This is a genomic window from Streptococcus sp. A11 (assembly GCF_043674225.1).
Taxonomy (GTDB): Bacteria; Bacillota; Bacilli; order Lactobacillales; family Streptococcaceae; genus Streptococcus; species Streptococcus suis_V.
The window spans coordinates 77,961-98,606 of the sequence record NZ_JBIMJS010000001.1 but is presented as its reverse complement, the minus strand read 5'-3'; the positions used below and the strand labels follow the sequence as shown (position 1 = coordinate 98,606).

21 protein-coding genes and 1 pseudogene are annotated in these 20,646 nt (G+C 40.9%); 16 read left to right on the top strand and 6 right to left on the bottom strand.

Translation table 11 applies throughout. The features are described from left to right. Positions 1–111: 111 nt before the first annotated feature. Positions 112–909, bottom strand: a complete 798-nt coding sequence (locus ACHBIF_RS00455) for a helix-turn-helix domain-containing protein (protein ID WP_394717921.1) — start codon at positions 907–909, stop codon at positions 112–114. A 133-nt stretch (positions 910–1,042) separates the two neighbouring features. Here ACHBIF_RS00455 and ACHBIF_RS00450 point away from each other — a divergent pair, with 133 nt between their 5' ends. Together ACHBIF_RS00450 and ACHBIF_RS00445 are read left to right on the top strand one after the other, a co-directional pair. After that, positions 1,043–1,516 (top strand): hypothetical protein, encoded by a 474-nt coding sequence (locus ACHBIF_RS00450; protein WP_394717919.1) that lies wholly within the window; start codon positions 1,043–1,045, stop codon positions 1,514–1,516. Between the two features lie 11 nt (positions 1,517–1,527). Continuing rightward, on the top strand, positions 1,528–1,800 hold the full coding sequence (locus ACHBIF_RS00445; RefSeq protein ID WP_105110579.1) for a hypothetical protein: 273 nt from the start codon (positions 1,528–1,530) through the stop codon (positions 1,798–1,800). 53 nt (positions 1,801–1,853) lie between these two features. On the opposite strand, the gene ACHBIF_RS00440 is transcribed toward ACHBIF_RS00445, so the two are convergent. Together ACHBIF_RS00440 and ACHBIF_RS00435 are read right to left on the bottom strand one after the other, a co-directional pair. After that, on the bottom strand, positions 1,854–2,180 hold the full coding sequence (locus ACHBIF_RS00440; protein ID WP_172095179.1) for a hypothetical protein: 327 nt from the start codon (positions 2,178–2,180) through the stop codon (positions 1,854–1,856). Positions 2,181–2,227: 47 nt separating this feature from the next. Then, positions 2,228–2,602, bottom strand: coding sequence for a hypothetical protein (locus ACHBIF_RS00435; protein ID WP_394717917.1), 375 nt, complete (start codon positions 2,600–2,602; stop codon positions 2,228–2,230). Between the two features lie 405 nt (positions 2,603–3,007). Between ACHBIF_RS00435 and ACHBIF_RS00430 the strand changes: the two genes are divergently transcribed. The 3 genes and pseudogenes from ACHBIF_RS00430 to ACHBIF_RS00420 form a co-directional block, all read left to right on the top strand. Continuing rightward, on the top strand, positions 3,008–3,394 hold the full coding sequence (locus ACHBIF_RS00430; protein WP_125265615.1) for a hypothetical protein: 387 nt from the start codon (positions 3,008–3,010) through the stop codon (positions 3,392–3,394). A gap of 162 nt (positions 3,395–3,556) precedes the next feature. Further along, positions 3,557–4,840 (top strand): O-acetylhomoserine aminocarboxypropyltransferase/cysteine synthase family protein, encoded by a 1,284-nt coding sequence (locus tag ACHBIF_RS00425; RefSeq protein WP_105110575.1) that lies wholly within the window; start codon positions 3,557–3,559, stop codon positions 4,838–4,840. A 112-nt stretch (positions 4,841–4,952) separates the two neighbouring features. After that, positions 4,953–5,414: pseudogene (locus tag ACHBIF_RS00420) on the top strand (FAD-dependent oxidoreductase); the annotation flags it as partial. A 92-nt stretch (positions 5,415–5,506) separates the two neighbouring features. On the opposite strand, the gene ACHBIF_RS00415 reads toward ACHBIF_RS00420, so the two are convergent. After that, complete coding sequence (locus ACHBIF_RS00415) at positions 5,507–6,316, bottom strand: PrsW family glutamic-type intramembrane protease (RefSeq protein WP_105110574.1); 810 nt, start codon at positions 6,314–6,316, stop codon at positions 5,507–5,509. 18 nt (positions 6,317–6,334) lie between these two features. Further along, complete coding sequence (locus ACHBIF_RS00410) at positions 6,335–7,033, bottom strand: type II CAAX prenyl endopeptidase Rce1 family protein (protein WP_105110573.1); 699 nt, start codon at positions 7,031–7,033, stop codon at positions 6,335–6,337. Between the two features lie 165 nt (positions 7,034–7,198). Here ACHBIF_RS00410 and ACHBIF_RS00405 point away from each other — a divergent pair, with 165 nt between their 5' ends. The 7 genes from ACHBIF_RS00405 to ACHBIF_RS00375 all read left to right on the top strand — a co-directional run bounded on the left by ACHBIF_RS00405 (position 7,199) and on the right by ACHBIF_RS00375 (position 17,014). Further along, positions 7,199–7,846, top strand: coding sequence for a response regulator transcription factor (locus ACHBIF_RS00405; protein WP_105110572.1), 648 nt, complete (start codon positions 7,199–7,201; stop codon positions 7,844–7,846). Position 7,847: 1 nt separating this feature from the next. Continuing rightward, positions 7,848–9,197, top strand: a complete 1,350-nt coding sequence (locus ACHBIF_RS00400) for a HAMP domain-containing sensor histidine kinase (protein ID WP_105110571.1) — start codon at positions 7,848–7,850, stop codon at positions 9,195–9,197. A gap of 108 nt (positions 9,198–9,305) precedes the next feature. Further along, the gene (locus ACHBIF_RS00395) at positions 9,306–10,622 is read left to right on the top strand and encodes an FAD-containing oxidoreductase (protein WP_394717913.1); all 1,317 of its coding nucleotides are present in this window, start codon (positions 9,306–9,308) and stop codon (positions 10,620–10,622) included. Positions 10,623–10,715: 93 nt separating this feature from the next. Then, positions 10,716–13,763, top strand: a complete 3,048-nt coding sequence (locus tag ACHBIF_RS00390; RefSeq protein WP_394717911.1) for a type I restriction endonuclease — start codon at positions 10,716–10,718, stop codon at positions 13,761–13,763. Positions 13,764–13,767: 4 nt separating this feature from the next. After that, on the top strand, positions 13,768–15,381 hold the full coding sequence (locus ACHBIF_RS00385) for a class I SAM-dependent DNA methyltransferase (protein WP_394717909.1): 1,614 nt from the start codon (positions 13,768–13,770) through the stop codon (positions 15,379–15,381). After that, positions 15,374–16,474, top strand: a complete 1,101-nt coding sequence (locus ACHBIF_RS00380; protein WP_394717907.1) for a restriction endonuclease subunit S — start codon at positions 15,374–15,376, stop codon at positions 16,472–16,474. Before ACHBIF_RS00385 ends, ACHBIF_RS00380 begins: the two co-directional genes overlap by 8 nt. 6 nt (positions 16,475–16,480) lie before the next feature. Beyond that, positions 16,481–17,014 carry a DUF6731 family protein gene (locus ACHBIF_RS00375; protein ID WP_394717905.1) on the top strand — a complete coding sequence of 178 codons (534 nt, stop codon included), beginning with the start codon at positions 16,481–16,483 and terminating at the stop codon, positions 17,012–17,014. A 57-nt stretch (positions 17,015–17,071) separates the two neighbouring features. On the opposite strand, the gene ACHBIF_RS00370 is transcribed toward ACHBIF_RS00375, so the two are convergent. Next, positions 17,072–17,848, bottom strand: a complete 777-nt coding sequence (locus ACHBIF_RS00370) for a DUF6261 family protein (RefSeq protein WP_394717903.1) — start codon at positions 17,846–17,848, stop codon at positions 17,072–17,074. A gap of 373 nt (positions 17,849–18,221) precedes the next feature. Between ACHBIF_RS00370 and ACHBIF_RS00365 the strand changes: the two genes are divergently transcribed. Genes ACHBIF_RS00365 through ACHBIF_RS00350 form a run of 4 tightly spaced genes read left to right on the top strand, consistent with a single transcriptional unit; the run spans position 18,222 to position 20,288 of the window. Continuing rightward, positions 18,222–18,839 carry a DUF5052 family protein gene (locus ACHBIF_RS00365; protein WP_394717901.1) on the top strand — a complete coding sequence of 206 codons (618 nt, stop codon included), beginning with the start codon at positions 18,222–18,224 and terminating at the stop codon, positions 18,837–18,839. Beyond that, complete coding sequence (locus ACHBIF_RS00360; RefSeq protein WP_394717899.1) at positions 18,840–19,349, top strand: GNAT family N-acetyltransferase; 510 nt, start codon at positions 18,840–18,842, stop codon at positions 19,347–19,349. Then, positions 19,339–19,992, top strand: a complete 654-nt coding sequence (locus tag ACHBIF_RS00355) for a DNA alkylation repair protein (protein WP_172058900.1) — start codon at positions 19,339–19,341, stop codon at positions 19,990–19,992. The genes ACHBIF_RS00360 and ACHBIF_RS00355 overlap by 11 nt, the downstream gene beginning before the upstream one ends. An 8-nt stretch (positions 19,993–20,000) precedes the next feature. Then, the gene (locus ACHBIF_RS00350; protein ID WP_394717897.1) at positions 20,001–20,288 is read left to right on the top strand and encodes a DUF1905 domain-containing protein; all 288 of its coding nucleotides are present in this window, start codon (positions 20,001–20,003) and stop codon (positions 20,286–20,288) included. Positions 20,289–20,646 lie beyond the last annotated feature (358 nt).

Sequence of the window (20,646 nt, the reverse complement as noted above, 5' to 3'; positions counted from 1 at the left end):
TGAGCCTGTCGATTTGGTGGTGAAAAGCCTCAAGCCAAGTCTGCATTTTGGTCGTCTATTCAAAGATAAAGCAAAAATCCTGTAGTTTTGAGAACCACAGGATTTTTCATATTATTCAGGAGAATAAATTTGGACGAGTTGACCAATTGGTCTGATGTCGTCGTCCTCAGACAAGGGAATATCATCATAGTCGGGATTAAGGGATTCGAGATAGGTTCCCTTATTTTTTTTGACAAAATTTTCGCCGTTGACCGAAAAAATTCCTACAGTGTTGAGCTCGACTTGGTGAGAGAGACGGATAAAGAGATAGTCACCGCTGGCAATGTAGGGCGCCATTGAATCTCCGACCACCTCAGCAATAGCATCGTATTCCTGTGGAGCAGGAATAGTATCAGCAGAAAAAGTGACTAGGTTATCAAAGTCGCTGTCCTGCCAATAACCGCTACCAGCAGACACCTTGCCTTGGACAGGAAGTTGGACGGTTTCTAAGTAGTCAGACAGCTTGACAACCTCACCTGACGGTGCATCTGAATCTGCCATGGTAGCTACCTGCTCAAAGCCAAAGTGAATCCATTTATCACGGTAGTCACCTACCAATATTTGGTCTAGTTCTTGCACCTGATTTGACATTTTGTAATGGAATTGGGCAAATTGTCCAGGTGTCAGGGTCAGGGCAATATCCTGGTCCTGGTCCAATTGGGCAATCAGTTCATGCACTGGGATGCCCATCCCAATCGCAATCTTTTCCAGAGTTTCCATGGTTGGTAGAAGGGGCTTCTTAGTCTTTGGATGTTGATTTTTTTCCAGCATAGAAATGTAACCCTTTGTTAGGCCGGATTTTTCCGCAAATTTATCCATTGATAGTTTTTCGTTTGTCCGGTATTTTTTTAAAATGTCACCTAGAATCATGGCTTTCCTCCTTGATTGTTTAACTTATTTTACCATATCTTGAAAAAAATATCAAATTCTATGTTTAACACGTTTGACAAATTTCAAAAATGATGGTAAGATAATGAAAACAGAAGGATTGGAGGATAGACAAATGGAAGTTCGGAGGACTGAGATTCAGTGGGAAACCTTGTATCGGGAGTGGGAGAATTATGCTGAGCATTTTGGACTAGATGCGGGTGATGTGTGTGTTGACAGCTTGTCTGAGGGTACAGCTGGTCTCATGACCATGCGCTTGCTGGCTAAATACCAGGGGAATCCAGAGTTGAGGGCTGCGATTTGGTTAGCTTCCTTTTGCCGAGATGTAATGCAGGATTATTCCTATTTGTTAAATAGCAGAGCCTATCAGTTAGTCAATCAGATATATTTTCTTGCCTTTGATTTATTCAAAGAGGATGGGCTTGCCTGGAGCAGTCATCTGAGTCGCTTGCAGCCAAAATTATTTATATCTTATCGGATATTAGAAGGGCTTGATTTGACAAACTACCAGTCTATTGTGGAGTTGGCCATGTTGCAGGCCAGTTTAACCAATCAATTTTACAATCGTTCCCTGTTGAGTCGTGTATAAGGAGAAATCAAATGAAACATCAGACTGAGTACCAGTGGGTATTGAAAAGCATGGTTGAGTATGAGAGGCGCTATGGTATTACTATCTTGCAGGAGCTGTGGTCTATGGGAGTTCGAGATGGTGAGGAAGTCAGTCGTTTGGTAGATGGTGTCATGGAAGCAACTCGAACTAAGGAAATGGTTTTGGATGTATCAGCCCTGGTCGGGCAATTTCGCTTGCAGATTGAACGGATGCGCTATCTTTATCAGACCAATCTTGGGCAGGAGGAAAGATTGGCAAGCTAGTTGGATATAAAAAGCACCTGAGAGTGCGTCCTCAAGTGCCTTGTAGGCGAATCCTATTCTGCCAGGAATCTATTTTCTTTTCTGTCAAATTTGTGCCCGCAGTACCGACAGTAGTAGTAGGTTCGGTCAGCTTCGTAGAGGGTAGAAAACCAAGCTCCTCGACTACCATTCAATAGGTGGCCCATCATAGCTGCAGTTCGAGAGTAGCGCTTTCTAGCCGGCTTGTAGGCTTGAATAGATGTGGACGAACATTCTGGACATCGGCTGGGCAGGTGGTGCTTATCATCTTCTGTCGTCGGGTGGAGCCTCCTGTATATACTGTAGGCAATGATTAGGGTAATAAGTCCAATAGGACCAATGTATTCTAGGAGATTTTTCATGTATCTTAAAATGTCTTTCCAGGATTAGATTTGGCTGGGTGGTCATTCTAAGTGCGCAACTGACTTAAATATTGGTCATACTTTTCTAGAGGCACTACACCTAAGAGGCAGAGTGTTCCAATTAAGATTCCACGAAACAGTTGCTGCTGGTTGCCTTTGGACAGCCAAACACTGACAAATGCCGCTAACAATAGCAGAAGAAGGAAGAGGAGTTTTCTCCAAGGCTTTGGTTGAAAAAATGTTGGAGATTTAGGAGTAGCTTTCTTAGAGAAACGGACACTGTAACGAATTAAGATTCCTAAACTAATTGAAATGGAAATATACAATGAGTAGGGCATTAAGTAGATGGCTATGAAACTGTGCACTAGAAAAAGGAATAGGAGCTGACTCCAAATAGGTATGGTCAGCAATAATTTTTTCATAGTTACCCGTCCTTCCATAATGATTGACCATCACATTTTGTGTAGAAATATGTCATAGTTTTATATGATAGTGACATTGTTTAAGAGGGTTCAAGTATAAACAAGGCTGATAGGTTATCCAGTCTTGAAATTGACTATATCATTCTCCAGAATTATTAGTTATTTGCCTTTTTGTAGGCATGAAAATGTGGGTTTTACTAAGATAAGTATAGTAAAAATTTGCTTATTTTTCAAGGGGAATCTGATCGAATCTCCTTTGAGGATTTAGTATAAAACCATAAGAAATAGTTATAGGATTATATGTCGTTTACCAGACATTTTTTTAGATTTATGTTAATATAGATTTAGAAGAGGATGTTATGCAAAGGTGATATTCTTTTGCAAAATATAGAAAGGGGGCAGAATATGAGCAATCGTAAAGAACAAGAGGAACTCAAGTACCTCGAATCTAAGAAAGTTCTATTAGAGGCCCAGCTAGAGAACCTTCGTGACCGTAAAGGTCAGGTGGGTAAAGAAATTTCTCTAGTCTCTTCCAAACTTAATTCAGTCAATCAGAGGATCCAGGCATTGAAAGGCCGAAGCGATTTGATTGTTTCGGAACATGCAATGCTGCGTTATTTGGAGCGAGTTGAGCAGCTTGATGTCGCTATCTTGAATCGAATAATAGCTGAAGATGAGGAATTACAGAGCGTTGTAAAAACCCTTGGAAATGGGATTTTCCCAGTCAAGGGTAGGGGATTTAAACTTGTCATAAAAGACAACGTAGTTGAAACAATTACCCTTGATGATTAGTTGACTGAAATAGGTATTACCCGATAATCCATGATTATTGGGTATTTTTTCTTGTTTCTTAGAATGGTATAGTCTATAACTATAGCTTTTGATTAAAAATTTCTATTGGTCAAGCCTGTGAAAATAGAGTACAATGTTCAAAAAGAACTAAGGAGATCCCTTATGACTAGAGAATTTTCGTTTGAGACCTTGCAATTGCATGCGGGACAGGAAGTAGATGCGGCTTCAAAATCTCGTGCTGTACCAATCTATCAAACAACCTCTTATGTATTTGATGATGCCCAGGAGGCGGAAGACTTATTTGCTCTTCGCAAATTGGGAAATATCTATACTCGAATTACTAACCCTACAGTAGCAACCTTTGAGAATCGGATTGCAGCGCTAGAAGGTGGTGTTGGAGCTCTGGCTACTTCATCTGGTATGGCGGCTATCACCTATACTATATTAGCTTTAGCTCATGCTGGTGATCATATCGTAGCAGCAACAACTCTCTATGGTGGTACCTTTAATCTTTTCAAAGAAACTTTGCCACGCTATGGAATCACAACCACCTTTGTTGATATTGATGACTTCGAGGCAGTAGAAGCAGCGATTCAAGATAACACCAAACTAGTTTTTATTGAGACCTTGGGTAATCCGGTTATCAATGTTCCTGACCTTGAAAAATTGGCGGACATTGCACATAGAAATCAGATTCCATTGGTATCGGATAATACGTTTGCAACGCCTTATCTCATCAATGTCTTCTCACATGGTGTAGATATTGCAGTACATTCAGCGACTAAATTTATCGGTGGACATGGTACAACAATTGGTGGTGTCATTGTTGACTCTGGTAAATTTGACTGGGCAGCATCTGGGAAGTTCCCGCAATTTGTTGAGGAAGATCCTAGCTATCACAATATCAGCTATACCCGTGATTTGGGTGCAGCAGCCTTCATTGTGGCGGTTCGTGTTCAATTGCTCCGTGACACGGGTGCAGCCCTAGCTCCATTCAACGCCTTCTTGTTGTTGCAAGGGTTAGAAACTCTTTCTCTTCGCGTTGAGCGTCATGTGTCCAATGCAGAAAAAGTCGTTGATTTCTTGCTCAATCATCCTAAGGTAGAATCCGTCAATTATCCTTCGCTGGACAATAGCCCTTACAAGGCACTGGCGGATAAGTATTTGCCAAAAGGAGTGGGGTCCATCTTCTCCTTCCAGGTAAAAGGCGGAGACGAAGAAGCTCGTAAAGTCATTGATAGTTTGGAAATCTTCTCTAATTTGGCCAACGTTGCTGATGCTAAATCTTTGGTGGTCCACCCAGCTACTACCACACATGCTCAATTGCCAGAAGAAGCTCAGCTCGCAGCAGGTGTCACGCCAAATCAAATCCGTCTTTCAATTGGTCTCGAGAATGTAAACGACTTGATTGAAGACTTGAAGATAGCCCTAGACAGCTTATCATAAAATAGAATCGACTTGGACGATGGTTCAAGTCTTTTTTCGTAGCAAAATTCTGCCAAAATGCTTTTTTTTTTTGCTAGAATGAAGATAAGTAAATAATGTTAGGAGTGATCTCGTGGAACAATTTGATTTGTTGGTTATCGGATTTGGTAAGGCAGGTAAGACCCTGGCTGGGAAGATGGCCTCACTTGGTAAAAAGGTAGCTCTTGTCGAGGAAAATCCTGCTATGTTTGGCGGCACCTGTATCAATATCGGTTGTAATCCAATCAAAACCCTCTTGGTAGTAGCAGATAAAAACTGGACTTTTGAGCAGGTTATGGAGCAAAAAGAAGCTGTAACAACTCGCTTGAGGAACAAAAACGAGGCAGTATTGAAAGGCAGCGGTGCCAATCTTTATCAAGGTCACGCACGCTTTGTGACTGACAAGGTTGTGGAGGAAGTTGCTGGAGAAGAAAGCCTTTAGTTAACTGCGGAAACCATTATCATTAACACAGGTGCTAAGTTGCGCATACTTCCAATTCCTGGCTTGTTGGATACGTCAAATGTCTATGACAGCACAGGCATTCAGAACTTGGAGGTTTGTTCTGGCAAGTAGGCAATTATTGGCGTTGGTCTGTTCTAAACTGATGAAATAGAAAAAATCCGCTCGGCTGGGCGGATTTTTTTCTGTTACTCTGTTAGCTGATCAACTGTTCGATAGGCAAGAAGTCCCAGCAAGACACTAGCCATTGGGAGTAGGGTTGTCAATATACCAGTGTGTAATGGGGAGTTGAAGAAGAAGTGCAGACTGATACTTGCCGCAATCCAAAATAGACCTTGAATTCTTGACACGGCTTTTTGTTTGGTAAAAAGTGTCACTATACCAATAGCAAAGAGCATGGTAAATACCCAGTGGGTCCAACCAGCCTGTCCAACACGACCGATAATGGTCTCAAACCCATCTAGTTTACCAATAAATATATCACGAAAAGTGAACATGATATCTTCAATGATTTGGAAACTAAGACCAGCGATGATACCACTGACCAAGGCATGTTTGAGAGTCATTTTTCTTGCAATGAGTAAAACTAAGACAACAACCAGAGCCTTGCCAAATTCTTCTGCAAACGGGGCTGAAACAGCAGCCCCCCAGTCATAACGAAAATCATCGCTGACCTTGACAATCTCAAGCAAAAAGTAGCCAATAGCTGTGTGTCCATAGTCTGAAAAAGCTACTCCGGCAGTCAGGCCCAAAATCCAACTTAAATGACTGACTTTTTTGGAAATAGCATAGCGTTTTTCCAAGTAACGGATGAGGACCAGTAAGGGAAGGAGGTAGAGGACTACCAGTGAAATGGTCAGTAGAAAGAGAGGATATTTTTCTTCCATGCCATTCGGCTTGGCCAGTTCATCAAAAATTATTTTGCAACCACTGACAAAACCAAAGCTGGCAAGAACAAGGGCAAATTGACTTTTAGAGGTATTCCATAGGTGTTTCATAAGATTCCTTTCGTATGCTTAGTAAAGAAGATAAGACAAGACTGTCAGACCGATGACATCAGCCAGACTATGAGCTAAAAAGAAGGGGAGTAGATTGCGGGGCTGGAGTTTTTGATAGAGAAAATGAAAGAGAAGCCCCACAATCAAGCCAAGACCAATTCCAGCTACCAAACCTTGATAGGTATGAAAACTAGACCGAACCAGGAGCGAGAAGGGAAGAAGCCACTTCCTATTCTCTGGTTTAACCATAAAGCATAGCCCAAGAAAAAAGATTTCCTCGTAAAAGCCGTTGAGGAGAGAGTAGGCTAGTAGGGTGATATCTATATTTGGAAAAAGGCTGAACATGGAGGGCGTGACTGGACTGGTCAATTGGTAGGTCAGCAAGTGAAACAGGTCCATAGAAAGAGCCGCCAATCCGAAAATTACTAGAGCCTGTAAAGGAACCCAAGGTGTCCAGAATATTCGTTTTTTCAACTGAAAAATATCCACCTTCCGCCAGATAAGATAGGCCAGGGCTAAGCTGAGCCAAACTAACTGAATCAGCAAGGCCTTGATATTGTCAAGAGGTGTAAAGGTCAAATTCTCCGCCAGGCTGGTTTGTTGAGTGAAAAGACCGATACACTGTAAGGTTGAGTTGATGATTCCCTCACCGAATAAAATCACAGCCACAACTAGCAAATCCACTGGCGAAATATACTTCTTCTTTTCTTTTAACATAAGCATCCTTTCTAGTTTCTATCCCCAGTTTAGCAAATCCAACTATTCTCATCCTATCCGTCATCTGTTTTTTATCTGTTTTTTGCAACGATTGTCAAAAATCAGTTGAGCCCTCGGACAAATAAGCCTATAATGGAGAGAGAAGAGAAAGAAAAGGGAGCGACTATGGCACGCATTTTGGTACTGGAAGACGACCCTGTTATCAACCAGGTTGTCTGTGAGTTTTTGAAGGAAGAAGGGCACGAAGTCCTGAGTTTTGTCAATGGCAGAGCAGCTTATCAAGCTAGTCAGGAAAGCCGGTTTGACCTCCTTATTCTAGACATCATGGTTCCTGATATGACCGGCTTGGAAGTCTTACAGGAAGTTCGGAAAACCTCCGATATGCCTGTGCTCATGCTGACAGCCTTGGAGGACGAGTGCACCCAGCTCCTGTCTTTTAATCAGCAGATCAGTGATTATGTCACCAAACCCTTTTCTCCTCTTATCCTGATGAAGCGGGTTGAGAATATTCTCCGTCAGGAATGTCAGACAGATCAACTGGTGGTGAGGAACATCAGCCTATCTGAAAAAACAGGTATGGTTTATGACCAGGGCAAGCTGGTTTCCTTGACCCAGAAGGAGTATGGCATTCTACACTATCTGATCAAGCACAAGGGCCAGATTGTCAGTCGAGACGGCCTGATGTTGGATATCTGGGGCTATACAGAATTGGATACTCGCGTTCTTGACAACCACATCAAAAATCTGAGAAAGAAATTACCAGACCTTCCCCTAAAAACGGTCATTGGCCGTGGTTATCAGTTGGAGACCTAAGATGAAACTAGCCAAAAAACAATTCCTCATCGTAACTCTAATGGTCAGCCTGACCTCACTTATCTTGCTTGGTCTACTCTACTATGCCATGCCTATTTATTACAATCAAGCTAAGAAAGACCAGCTCAGACAGGAATATAACCAAGTTCTTATTTCCCTAGAAGGTCAGGACCAGGAAAGGATTCTCGCCAGTTTGACCGCCTACGACCAAGATTCCCCCGACTTACTTTTGACCCTCTATTCTGCCGATCAGGAGATTATCTATCCTTCGCAGGAAGAGAGCAGTCAGGAGAGGGGAAGCAGTTATCTGGAGCAAGGCCAGTACGATGAGATTGGCTCTTGGTCGGCTCTTGTCACTACAAAAGAAGGCAAGGAGTTGGTTCTCACAGCCGAATATGGTTTCCATACCCTATCAGGAGTCAGTCAAACTCTCTTGACCTTCTATCCCTTTGTGCTCCTCTTGATTATTGCCCTAGCCGTGACCTCAGCCTTTATTTATAGCCGCTTCTCAACTCGTAGGATTACCCACCTCTCTGCGACGACACGGCAAATGCAGAGCTTACAAGCAGGTCTGGCCTGTCAAGTGATGGGTCGTGATGAGATTGCTACTTTGGCCCAGGACATCAACCATCTTTATGGAAAATTGCAGAGCAGCATAGAAGAGTTGCGAGAAGAAAACGAGCGTAGCCTGGTGCGTGAGAAGGAGAAATCTGACTTTCTCCGTATGACCTCACATGAACTCAAAACGCCCATTGCCAGCATGACCGGTCTGGTCGAGGGGATGCTTTATAATGTCGGGGATTTCAAGGACCATCAGACCTACCTAGCCAAGTGTCGTGATATCCTAGCTGAGCAAGCAGCCCTCGTTCAGTCTATCCTAGAAGCTACCACAGTGGATATGGCTATAAAAAACAAGGGAGAAGAAATAGCCCTTCATAGCCTGCTTGAAGAAATCCTACCTTCCTATGTTGACTGGGCATTGTTAGAAGGCTATCAGTTTCAAACAGATTTGGAAGACGTTTTTGTCCAAGGTAATCCAATTTATCTGACTAAGGCCTTTAAAAATATCTTGGACAACGCCTTTCGTTATGCCAGCCATCAAGCAACTATCAAACTCAAACTCCAGGCTAACCAGCTTTTAATAGATAATCAGGTTTCTCATTTCCTCAGCCAGGAAGAACTTGACCAAGTCTTCCAGCCCTTCTACCGACCAGATTACAGTCGTAGCAAGGAGGACGGAGGGACAGGTATTGGACTCTACCTGGTCAAGCAGATTTTGGACAGTCACCAGTTTTCCTATGAATTTTTTCCGCTTGATCATCATACCATGCGGTTTGTTATTCGGTTTTAAGACATGAAATCCCTTATTTTCAAGGGATTTTTGTTATCCGTAGCAGAATTGTGCTAAAAATTTTCTTTTTTGATAGACTAGGGTTGAAAATAGCAAAAGGAGTATTTTATGGAACAGTATGATTTGTTAGTAATTGGTTTTGGTAAGGCAGGTAAGACCTTGGCAGGAAAGCTTTCTTCGGTAGGTAAAAAAGTTGCCTTGGTGGAGGAAAATCCTGCTATGTTTGGCGGGACCTGTATCAATATCGGATGTATTCCAACCAAGACCCTCTTGGTTGCAGCAGATAAGAACTGGACTTTTGAGCAGGTGATGGAGCAAAAGGAAACTGTGACAACTCGCTTGCGGAACAAAAATGAAGCGGTCTTGAAAGGCAGTGGAGCCCATCTCTATCAAGGTCACGCGCGTTTTGTGGCTGACAAGGTTGTGGAGGTAGTTGCTGGAGAAGAAAGCCTTCAGTTAACTGCTGAAACTGTTATCATTAACACAGGTGCCAAGTCACGTGTTCTTCCAATTCCAGGTTTGTTGGATACACCACACGTTTATGATAGTACAGGCATTCAGAACTTGGGAACTCGTCCTGACAGGTTGGCTATTATTGGCGGAGGTAACATTGGACTGGAATTTGCTGGGCTTTACAGCAAACTCGGTAGTCAGGTGACGGTATATGAAGCTGGCTCTGCTATTTTACCAAGAGAAGAGGAAGTAGTCGCTCAGCTAGCCAAGGAGTATATGGAAGAAGCTGGCGTGTCCTTCGAGCTTGGAGCTAACATCGAGCAAGTAGCAGCTGCGGGCGAGCAAGTGGCTGTGACTGTCAATGGTGAAACAGCTAACTTTGATGCTGTCCTCTATGCGACAGGTCGTGTGCCAAACACCGCAGACTTGGGCTTGGAAAATACGGCCATTGAGCTTTTGGAAAATGGTGCTGTTAAGGTGGATGACTACTGCGAAACCACTGTTCCAGGTGTCTATGCTGTTGGAGATGTCAATGGTGGTCTACAATTCACTTACACATCCCTAGACGACTTCCGTATCGTCTTCGGAAAGTTGACTGGGACTGGAACTTACAGCTTGAGCCAACGTAAGTCTATTCCAACCAGCGTCTTTATCACGCCTGTGCTGTCTCGTGTTGGTCTGACCGAGAAGGAGGCCAAAGAAGTAGGCTACGACTACATTGCCAATGAATTGCCTGTTGCCAATATGCCTCGTGCCCATGTCAATAACGACCTCAAAGGTATCTTCAAGGTTATCGTGGATAAGGAAAGTAAGCTTGTTCTGGGGGCGACTCTCTTTGGTCGCAACTCAGAGGAGCTGATTAACTTGATTGCTATGGCCATTGACAACAAGATTCCATATACCTACTTCAAGACTCAAATCTTCACTCACCCAACTATGGCTGAGAATTTGAATGACGTCTTTAATTTTTAATAGAGTACTGACCGTCCGACAGGGCGGTTTTTTGTCGGTAAGCACTTGCAAATATGGTATAATGAATGGTAAGAATAGACTAGGAGAGCATGTATGATAAGAAAGGAACACAATGAGTTTACGAGGGTGCAAATACCTGCTGCTTTACATTTGACCAGACTCGGTTATGACTATCTTTCGGCTACTAGTAAAGAAATTAAAGAACGAGATCCGGATACAAATATCTTACTATCCATTTTTAAACAACAGTTCCTTAAATTGAACAATTATGCAAGTGAAGCTGATTTTGAACAAGAATTTGAAAATATTCGCCTGGAATTAGAACAAGATGATTTAGGACGAAGTTTCTTCAAACGTATTCATGCTGATTCTGGCTATACCTATATCAATTGGAAAAATCTTGAGGCAAATACATTTCATATAGCTTTGGAAGTCACTTGTCAAAATGGTGAGGACGAGTTCCGACCAGATATTACGATATTTATAAATGGTTTACCACTTAGTTATATAGAAGTCAAACAACCAAATGCCATTCGAGATGGGAAGACAGGTATTCAGTCTGAAAAGGATCGGACCAAGTTTCGATTTGAAAATAAAAAGTTCAGACGGTTTAACAATATCACACAGTTGATTGCTTTTTCAGACAATCTTCCCTATGATGATAGCCAAGGACAACAGTTACAAGGCTCTTATTACTGCACCAATGCTTCATCTGGTACCAAATTTAACTCATTCAAGGAAGAAGAACCAGAGCAATTAGTTCTATCTCCATTGGAAGAAAAAATGATTGATTTGGTTCTTACAGATGTTAATCGTTTTGCCCTCAAGTCGCAAGTTGAATTCCGAACCAACTTGGATCCTGCAAGTCCTTGCAATTCCTTTTTAACTTCCCTTTATCAGAAAGAACGGCTCTTTTTCATGCTCCGCTATGGTCTAGTCTATGTGGAAGAACGAGATGAGCATGACCAGATTCAACTACAAAAACACGCCATGCGTTATCCTCAATATTTTGCGACCAAGGCAATTGAAAGAGGCTTGAAAAATGGTTTGAAGAAAGGTGTCATTTGGCATACACAAGGCTCCGGTAAAACAGCTCTTGCTTTCTTCAATATCCGCTATTTGCGTGACTATTATGCTGATAAGGGTATGGTACCAAGTTTTTATTTTGTGGTAGATAGGTTGGATTTGGCTGATCAGGCCTTTAAAGAATTTAGCAAGCGTGGCCTAACAGTTAATCGAATAAACAAGCCCAGTGAGTTAAATCAAGTACCAGCCAAGTGTCATGTTTCGGTGGTTAATATTCAAAAATTTAAGGATACATCCGACTTGACGGACCATTCTGGTTATAACTTAAATCGGCAGAATATCTATTTTATCGATGAAGCCCATCGTTCCTACAATGAAAAAGGGTCCTATCTACCAAATCTGTATAATGCTGATAAGCAAGCTATCAAGATTGCGCTGACAGGTACTCCATTGATTGCTCCGAAAGCAGATGGTAAATCCAAGGAAACGGCTATAACCACTCGTGATATTTTTGGAGACTATATCCATAAATACTACTATAATCAATCCATTGCGGATGGTTTTACGCTGAGACTAATACGTGAGGATATCGAAACATCCTATAAAGAGAACCTGAAAGCCATACATGAAGAGATTCAAAAAGGTTCGATTGATAAAAAAGAAATTTTTGCTCATCCTCGTTATGTCAGTCCTATGTTGGATTTCATTTTAGAAGATTTTACAAGAGCTCGAAATATACTGTTTGATGATCAATCCATTGGAGGAATGATTGTCTGTGATTCTTCCGAACAAGCTCGGGAATTGCATAAGCAATTAGAAGAACGGCGACTAGCAGGTCATACAAGTTTCACCTCTACCTTGATTTTGCATGATGCAGGAGATAAGGATTACAAGAAAGAAGAAGTAGAAAAGTTTAAGAAAGGTCAAACTGACTTTGTTATCGTCTACTCTATGCTCTTGACAGGTTTTGATGCACCACGTTTGAAACGACTCTATCTTGGACGGAAAATCAAGGCTCATAACCTCTTACAAACCCTGACCCGTGTCAATCGTCCATACAAGGATTATACATTTGGCTATGTAGTTGATTTTGCGGATATTTCTAAAGAATTCGACAAGACCAATAAAGCCTACTTGGAAGAACTCAATCGCGAATACCAATCAGCTTTAACTGATGAGGATGGGGAAAATCCGTTTGGAGCTATATTTGTCACACCAGAAGAAGTCAAAGACCAGTTAGAAAAATCGCAAGGGGTTTTGATGAACTATCCAACAGATAACTTGGAATATTTTGAAAAAGCAATTGACCAAGTGAAGGATAGGAAGGAATTAATCCAACTGAGGAAGTCGCTTGAGACCATTCGGCAGTACTACAACATGGCGCGCCTCCATGGCTATCACGAAGTCATCGAGCAGGTCAATATGGGAGAAATAGCCAGCCTATTAAATATGTTATCTCGCCGACTATTGACCCTGAGTTTGATTGACAAACCAGATAGTTTTTCTAGCCAACAACTCTTAAATCTTGCCATGTCTGAAACTAGCTTTAGCTTTACAAAGATCAAAGAAGAGGAGTTGCGCCTTGCGGCCAATGATCTTGATGACATCCGTCGTCGTGTGGCCAGTGGTATCAATCTACGTAGGGACGAGAAAGATCCAGAGTGGGTTAGCCTATTTGAAGAGTTCCAACGAGTTCTAAACAAACACATGACACAGGAAGTTGAAGGATATAGCTTGGAACGTATCAAGGAGACCAAACAGGCCTACCAAAGCTTGTTCGATTCTGTAGAGGATTACAAATCACGGATGAATCGTTTGGCTATGAACTTTGGCGGAGATAGCATGTCAGCCCGTACTTTTAAACGAGTTACCCAATCCACAGTAGTGAGTGATTATCCAGCAATTTATCAAATATTAAAAGGTGCCAAGCCTTTGATTGACTATCAAATCGGACTCAACCAAGGAATCCTTGACAACGAAGCCTATTTGGAAGGGGAGATCAAGCGCCTAGCCCGTGAAGAAATGAAGAAAACAGAAGTAGGGAAGCAACTCAAACGAGTCGATTATGATAAGTTGATTCGTTCCCTGATGGAAGTCTATGAAGGAGAATACTAACCAAATGGAAGACAATTATATCGTACAGGTACAAAGCCAAGTAAAAGGCTTGGTAGATGAACTCAATGCAGTATTAACCAATGCAGGATTATGGGGTGAAGCAGGAGGGTATAAACTCTTGACCCAGTCCTTCCTATATAAGTTTTTAAATGATAAGTTTCTCTACGAAGCCTTAGTCGTTGACAATAACTATGATTATCAAGGTCTTTTGGACCTTTCTGAAGAGGATTATGACTGGTTTTTAGACGATATTGGGACTAAAACTGCTCATCTAAAACCTGAACAATTGATTGAAAGCTTACACCGTCAACAGAACCAAGCAGATTTTTCTGAGATTTTTGAACAAACGCTCAATCAGATTGCCATTGACAACAATGCTATTTTCTCAGTTCATACGGATGGTGGAACAGATATTCGCCTCTTTGATCAACGCTTGATTACGGATACCATTTCTGATGCCAGCAAGCGAAATGAAGTGGCGGCTTCTATTATCAATCTCTTGGCGCGTGTTAAATTTGACCAGCAGATCTTTTCACAGGGCTTTGACTTCTTCTCTACCTTGTTTGAGTACATAATTAAGGACTACAACAAGGATAGTGGAAAGTATGCGGAATACTACACACCTCACTCTGTTGCCAAAATCATCGCGGCCATTTTGGTGGGAAATGACCAACCAAGTAACGTCAAAATCTACGATCCTTCTGCAGGTTCAGGTACCCTTTTGATGAACTTGGCCAGCCAGATTGGTACGGACCGTACCAGCGTTTACAGTCAGGATATTTCTCAAAAATCCTCCAATCTCTTGCGTCTCAACTTGATTCTCAATGGCTTGCAGCATTCCATTCACAATATTGTACAGGGAAATACTATCCTCAACAATCGTCATGTGGAGAAGATGGACTATATCGTGTCCAATCCTCCTTTCAAACTGGACTTTTCGGAATGGCGGGACCAGGTAGAAAGCCTACCAAATAGCAGTGAGCGATTTTTTGCCGGTGTGCCGAAGATTCCCAACAAGAAGAAAGAGAGTATGGCTATTTACCAACTCTTTATCCAGCATATTATCTATAGTCTTAAAGAAGATGGGCAGGCAGCTATTGTCTTGCCGACGGGCTTTATCACTGCCCAGTCAGGTATTGACAAGAAAATCCGTCAGCACCTGGTCGATGAGAAGATGCTAGCAGGAGTTGTGTCCATGCCGTCCAATATCTTTGCGACCACAGGAACCAATGTCTCTATCCTCTTTATTGATAAGAAGAATAAGGACGATGTGGTCTTGATTGATGCTTCTAATCTGGGAACCAAGGTCAAGGAAGGCAAGAACCAAAAGACTGTCCTTAGCACTGATGAAGAAAGCCAAATCATTGAGACCTTTATTAACAAAGAAGTTGTCGAAGACTTTTCTGTCAAGGTCAGCTATGAGGAGATTAAGGACAAAAACTACTCCCTCAGTGCAGGTCAGTACTTTGACATCAAGATTGACTACGTTGATATTAGCCCAGAAGAGTTTGAAGAAAAAATGCAAGGCTTCCAAGACCGCCTAGCCAGCCTCTTTGCCCAATCCCATGAATTGGAAAAGGAAATAGAGAAGCAGATGAGGAGGGTGAGGTATGAGTAAAGTTGCTCTCGGAGAATTAATTGATTTTAAAAATGGTAAAGCAATTAAACAATCATCAGGAAAAATTCCAATTTATGGAGGAAATGGAATACTTGGTTATACAGATGTGTCTAACTATGAGAATACGATAATCATAGGAAGAGTTGGTGCATATTGTGGTAGTGTTCACATGGAAAAGAATTCCTGTTGGGTGTCAGATAATGCAATTGCAGGAATTGTTAGTCAGGAAAAAGATTTAAAATTTTTTTATTACTTACTCAAGTCTTTAGGATTAAATTCTAAGCAGATAGGTTCTAGCCAACCTCTAATTACACAAACAATGTTGAAAAATATGGTTGTTGATATTGAACTTGATTTACAGAAACAAAAATTAATATCCGTTTTTCTAGACAATATCGACCAAAAAATCGCTCTGAATAACCAAATCAACGAAGAGTTGGAAGCGATGGCTAAGACGCTTTATGATTATTGGTTTGTGCAGTTTGATTTCCCTAATGAAAATGGAAAGCCCTACAAGTCCTCTGGTGGAAAAATGGTCTATAACGACCAACTCAAACGCGAAATCCCAGAAGGGTGGGGAGTGAAGCAGTTGGGGGAGTTGGATATAGCAACAGGGAAACGCGATGCCAATTTTGGTACTGAAAATGGTCAGTATGATTTTTGGACAACAGCCAATGAACCTATAAAGGCAGATGAGTATTCTTTTGAAGGGAAAGCTATATTAATTGCTGGTAACGGTAATTTCTATATTAACTTTACAGAAGGAAAATTTGAGGCATATCAACGAACATATGTTATTCAATCAGCAGATGAAAACGAGTTATTATTCATGTATCCCGCATGTTTGCAATCCATTGAAAAGCTTAGAAAAGGTTCGAATGGGTCAATAATTAAATATATTACAATTGGAGATGTTCAAAATATCAGCCAGCCACATTGTCCAGTTATTGCTAATATGTTTGTTGATATTTTTCGTCCCATTATAAATACAATACAAAAAAATAAACAACAAAACCAAGAACTGACCCAACTCCGTGATTGGCTCTTGCCAATGCTGATGAATGGACAGGTTAGGGTGGGGGAGGGAGATTAGAAGAATATGTCAATGAATCAAGTAATTGTAAAGTTTTTATACTATCAACTAAAAGTTGATAGAACTGTTGATAATTCACGGGAAAAGATGCTTTTTGATTTAACGCAATTTGCTGAAAAGGTTAAAGAGTTAGATTTAGATGCTAGAAGTTGGAAATATAATGGTGATCCGATTAGATTGAAAAATTTTCGAGTTGATGAAAATGACTTGCTTTTAATGCAATTTGAACGATTGACCAATAATGCTATGCCCTATATTGCAAAGGCTACAGAGGAAAGTGAAAGAGATGTTCCATTAGATGATGATGAATTTATAGCGAATGATATAAATGCAATCTTTGACTTGAGTAATTCAGTTTTAATGTTGCAAAGAAACATTCACGCTTTATCACCGAAGGCAATTATACAGTATATCAATCATTTTTGGAATGAAGATAGAGCTGAAAATGAGTGGGAAGTTATTGAATTTATTCCAATAATAGATCCAAATATTTATGATTCAGCCATCATGCAACCAAACTATACTTTAACTGAAAATTAATATTTTGCATATTCATTTAGAAAATCCCCCTAATCATTTCGACTAGGGGGATATTTTCTATGTTGTCTCCAATTCTTTTCCTTGTGGCAAAACAGTTTTGATTTCAATGGTGGAAGGGCTAGATTCTACCTTATTTTTCTGTCTATTTCGCTCTGAAAAATCTTGGCGAATATCGTTTAGGATTTGTAGGATGACCTTCTCACTAGCGTTAGCATTATAACTTACCTTATTGACCAAGTGGTTATACAGAAGAGTATAGTCTTTGAACATATTTTTACGGATTTTAGCACTATCAATCTTGACACGTGTACTGGTATCTTGACTACGTTGGAGATAAAGGCTATAGGATTTTTCTTGACTGTCACGCAGATTGGCGACAGCCTCCTCTAACATCAGCATAGTGACAGCTTCGGAGTAAGGTGGCTGTGCGAGTCGAGCAAGCAGGGAATCCATCAAGGCAGATGATTCTTGCATATTGGCAGTTGGAGCAGTCTTATACAATTTGACCAGCTCTTGCAACAGGCGATAGGCCTTTAACTTTTCATCTGTTCGAGCATTTTGAAAGAGTTTGAGACCACCTACAAAAGCCGCAAAATCAATCTTTCGGATTTTAAGAGCTTGCTTCAGTTCCTTGGTCAAATCAGATCCTCGTTTTTGTTTGAGACTCTCTTTCATCAAAGGTAAGGAGTCTTCTAAACGTTGTGTCAGGTCAGCAACCATAGGATCATTGCTTGAAGAACGATACTGTTTTAGAGTATCAACTGTGCTACTCATGAGTTGAACAAACTCTGCCTGATTCAAATGTTGGGCGTATAATGGAATTCGGATTTTCATTTAATATACCTCGCTTTATTTTTTTATCCGGTTATCTATTTATTCGTTAAAGGAAACCAAAAATGTGCAAAATTTGAAAAATAGTTTTAAATTTGAAAAGGTGTATCTCAAGAGCAAGTTGAATGTTATAAATGTTTAAAAGTAGTATTCCAAACAAAATGATGCGTTTTAAACTTTTAAAAGTTGCCACAGACTTCTTTTTACAAGTTTTAAAAAGTTTTTTGATGCAAATCAGATTTTGTTAGCCTTTTTCAATTTGAAAAAGGGCAATACTGTTTATGGTTGCCTGATTATTTATAAAAGACAGTTAGATTTTTTATATCAGCTAAACTTTTTCATGTTACAATAAAGTATCATATTTTGGAGGTTTTATATGAGATGGAATAAAAAATTGGCACTCAGTGCTGTCTTAGTCGCAAGTTTGTTTACTTTATCAGCCTGTCAGTCGATTTCAAATTGGTGGAAAAATACCAAGGAAGAGTGGATTGGCCTGGAAATGACAGTTCGGACATTTGATGAGAATTCTCAGCTAATAGACGAAATGTCTGGTAAGTCCTTATCGATTTCGCGGAATGAAGAATTCGACTCAGTAGATGCCGAAGGCTTTTCTAATGCGGATTCGTCTGTTTTGAAGGTGACACTAGGTAATTATGAAATTGACCATGTTGGTTCTTCCTTGATTGCTGCCGAAGAGGGCTTGGAGGATTTATTTGCCAAGTATCAATCGACTGTAGATATTGCCAACTATGATCGTTCTATTCCCTTGGTTAATCGGATGGTTTCTAGCTTGAAAAATGATTTTACAGGTAAGGCCAAGGTAGTCTTGATTCGTTCGCAAAATGGAACACCATTAGCGACCTATGTTGGTGATAAGGTATCCCTTTATGCTTCTGATGCGCCAAAAACATCTGAGCTCTTGATTGATGGTAAGCGTTTGATTATCTATCGTTGTGACTATACCATTTATGATAGAGAATTATTGGAGAACTAAATGATAGACATTCGTTCCGCAAGGATAGAGGATGCTGCAGATTTGGTGGCTATCTACGCTCCTTATGTTGAAAATACAGCCATTACTTTTGAGACAGAAGTGCCTACGGTGTCAGACTTTGCTAGTCGGATTAAAAAGACCTTGGAGAAATTCCCCTATCTTGTCGCAGAAGAAGAAGGGCGGGTTGTGGGGTATGCTTACGCATCGACCTACTATGCTCGTGCTGCATATGATTGGACAGTTGAAATGTCTGTATATGTCAGTAATGAGGCACGTGGAAAAGGAATCGGAAGTCTTTTATATGATGCCATAGAAGAAGATTTGAAAGCGCGTGGCTTTAAGAACTTTTTAGCCTGTATTGCTCTTCCTAATCCAGCCTCGCTTGCTCTCCATGAGAAGAGACGGTATGAACAGGTAGCACATTTCAAAAATGTTGGTTATAAATTTGATACCTGGCATGATATTGTCTGGCTTCAAAAATCTCTTGTAGGTAAGCAAAATGAAGATTGACGAATTAGAAAAACGTTTGTTGGCTGTGGCGGATGCCAGTCAGGCCCAGCCTATGAAGGCTTATATGAAAAACAATTTTGACTTTCTGGGTGTGCGAACTCCTGACCGCCGAAAAGTTGCTAGGCAATTTTTCAAAGAATCTAAGGCTCAGGGAATTGACTGGGAATTTGTTGAGGCTTGCTGGTCTAAGCCCTACCGTGAATTTCAATATATCGCCATTGATTATCTGGTTACCAAGAAAAAAGACTTGGTTCTAGCTGATTTACCCCGTTTGAAAAAACTGGCTCAAAGTAAGTCTTGGTGGGATAGTATTGATGGATTAGATAAACTAGTCGGTAAGATTGTTTTGGACAATCCAGAGGCCAAGCAGACAATCTTGGAATGGAGTTTGGATGATGATTTCTGGTTGAGACGGATTGCCATTGACCACCAACTCTTGCAGAAAGAAAAGACAGATACAGAGTTGTTGGAACAAATCCTAATCAATAATCTCAATCAGATTGAATTTTTCATTAACAAGGCGATTGGCTGGAGTTTGCGAGATTATTCCAAGACCAATCCTGACTGGGTACGGGCTTTTCTAAAAAAGTACAGTTCCCAAATGGCAGGCTTATCCATTCGTGAAGCTAGTAAGTACATTTAGGAGGAATCTTGTCTAAAGTATATGAATTTGTAGCAACTATCCACCCTGTTCCAGATAAGGGCGGAGCCTATGTCATCTTTCCCTATGATATACGAGAAGAGTTTGACAAGGGGAGGGTAAAAGTACATGCCAGATTTGATGGTCATCCCTATGATGGCTCCATTGTCAATATGGGAGTTAAGGATGAAGCAGGCAATATCTGTTACATTATTGGCGTTCAAAAGGCTATTCGAGCAGCTATTGGAAAACAGGCTGGTGATAGAGTACAAGTAACCATTCAAGAACGAATGGAGTAATCAGGCTTGCAAATCCTTGAGATTATGGTAGAATAGTTACATGCGATGAGCCGAGTAGTGACTTTGTCACATTCGACGCTAGGGAGGTCTTCATTAGATTGAAACGCAGGAGCGGACCTTGGTTAGATGCTGTGAACCTTCTAACCTCATCGGAAACGATGCCCTTGCCCACCTTTTAGGTGGGCTTTTTTTGGTATAATGGAAAAAGAACCTGTATTCACAGTTCGGCACTTTTATCTAAGGCTAGTTTTCTACTACTCATCGTTAGTTTTTTAGAAATACAGTCAGTATTCCTTCAAAAAACGGTCCTAATTATCAAAAAACTATCTCTTACCTAAATGTACCTTACTTGTGAGTC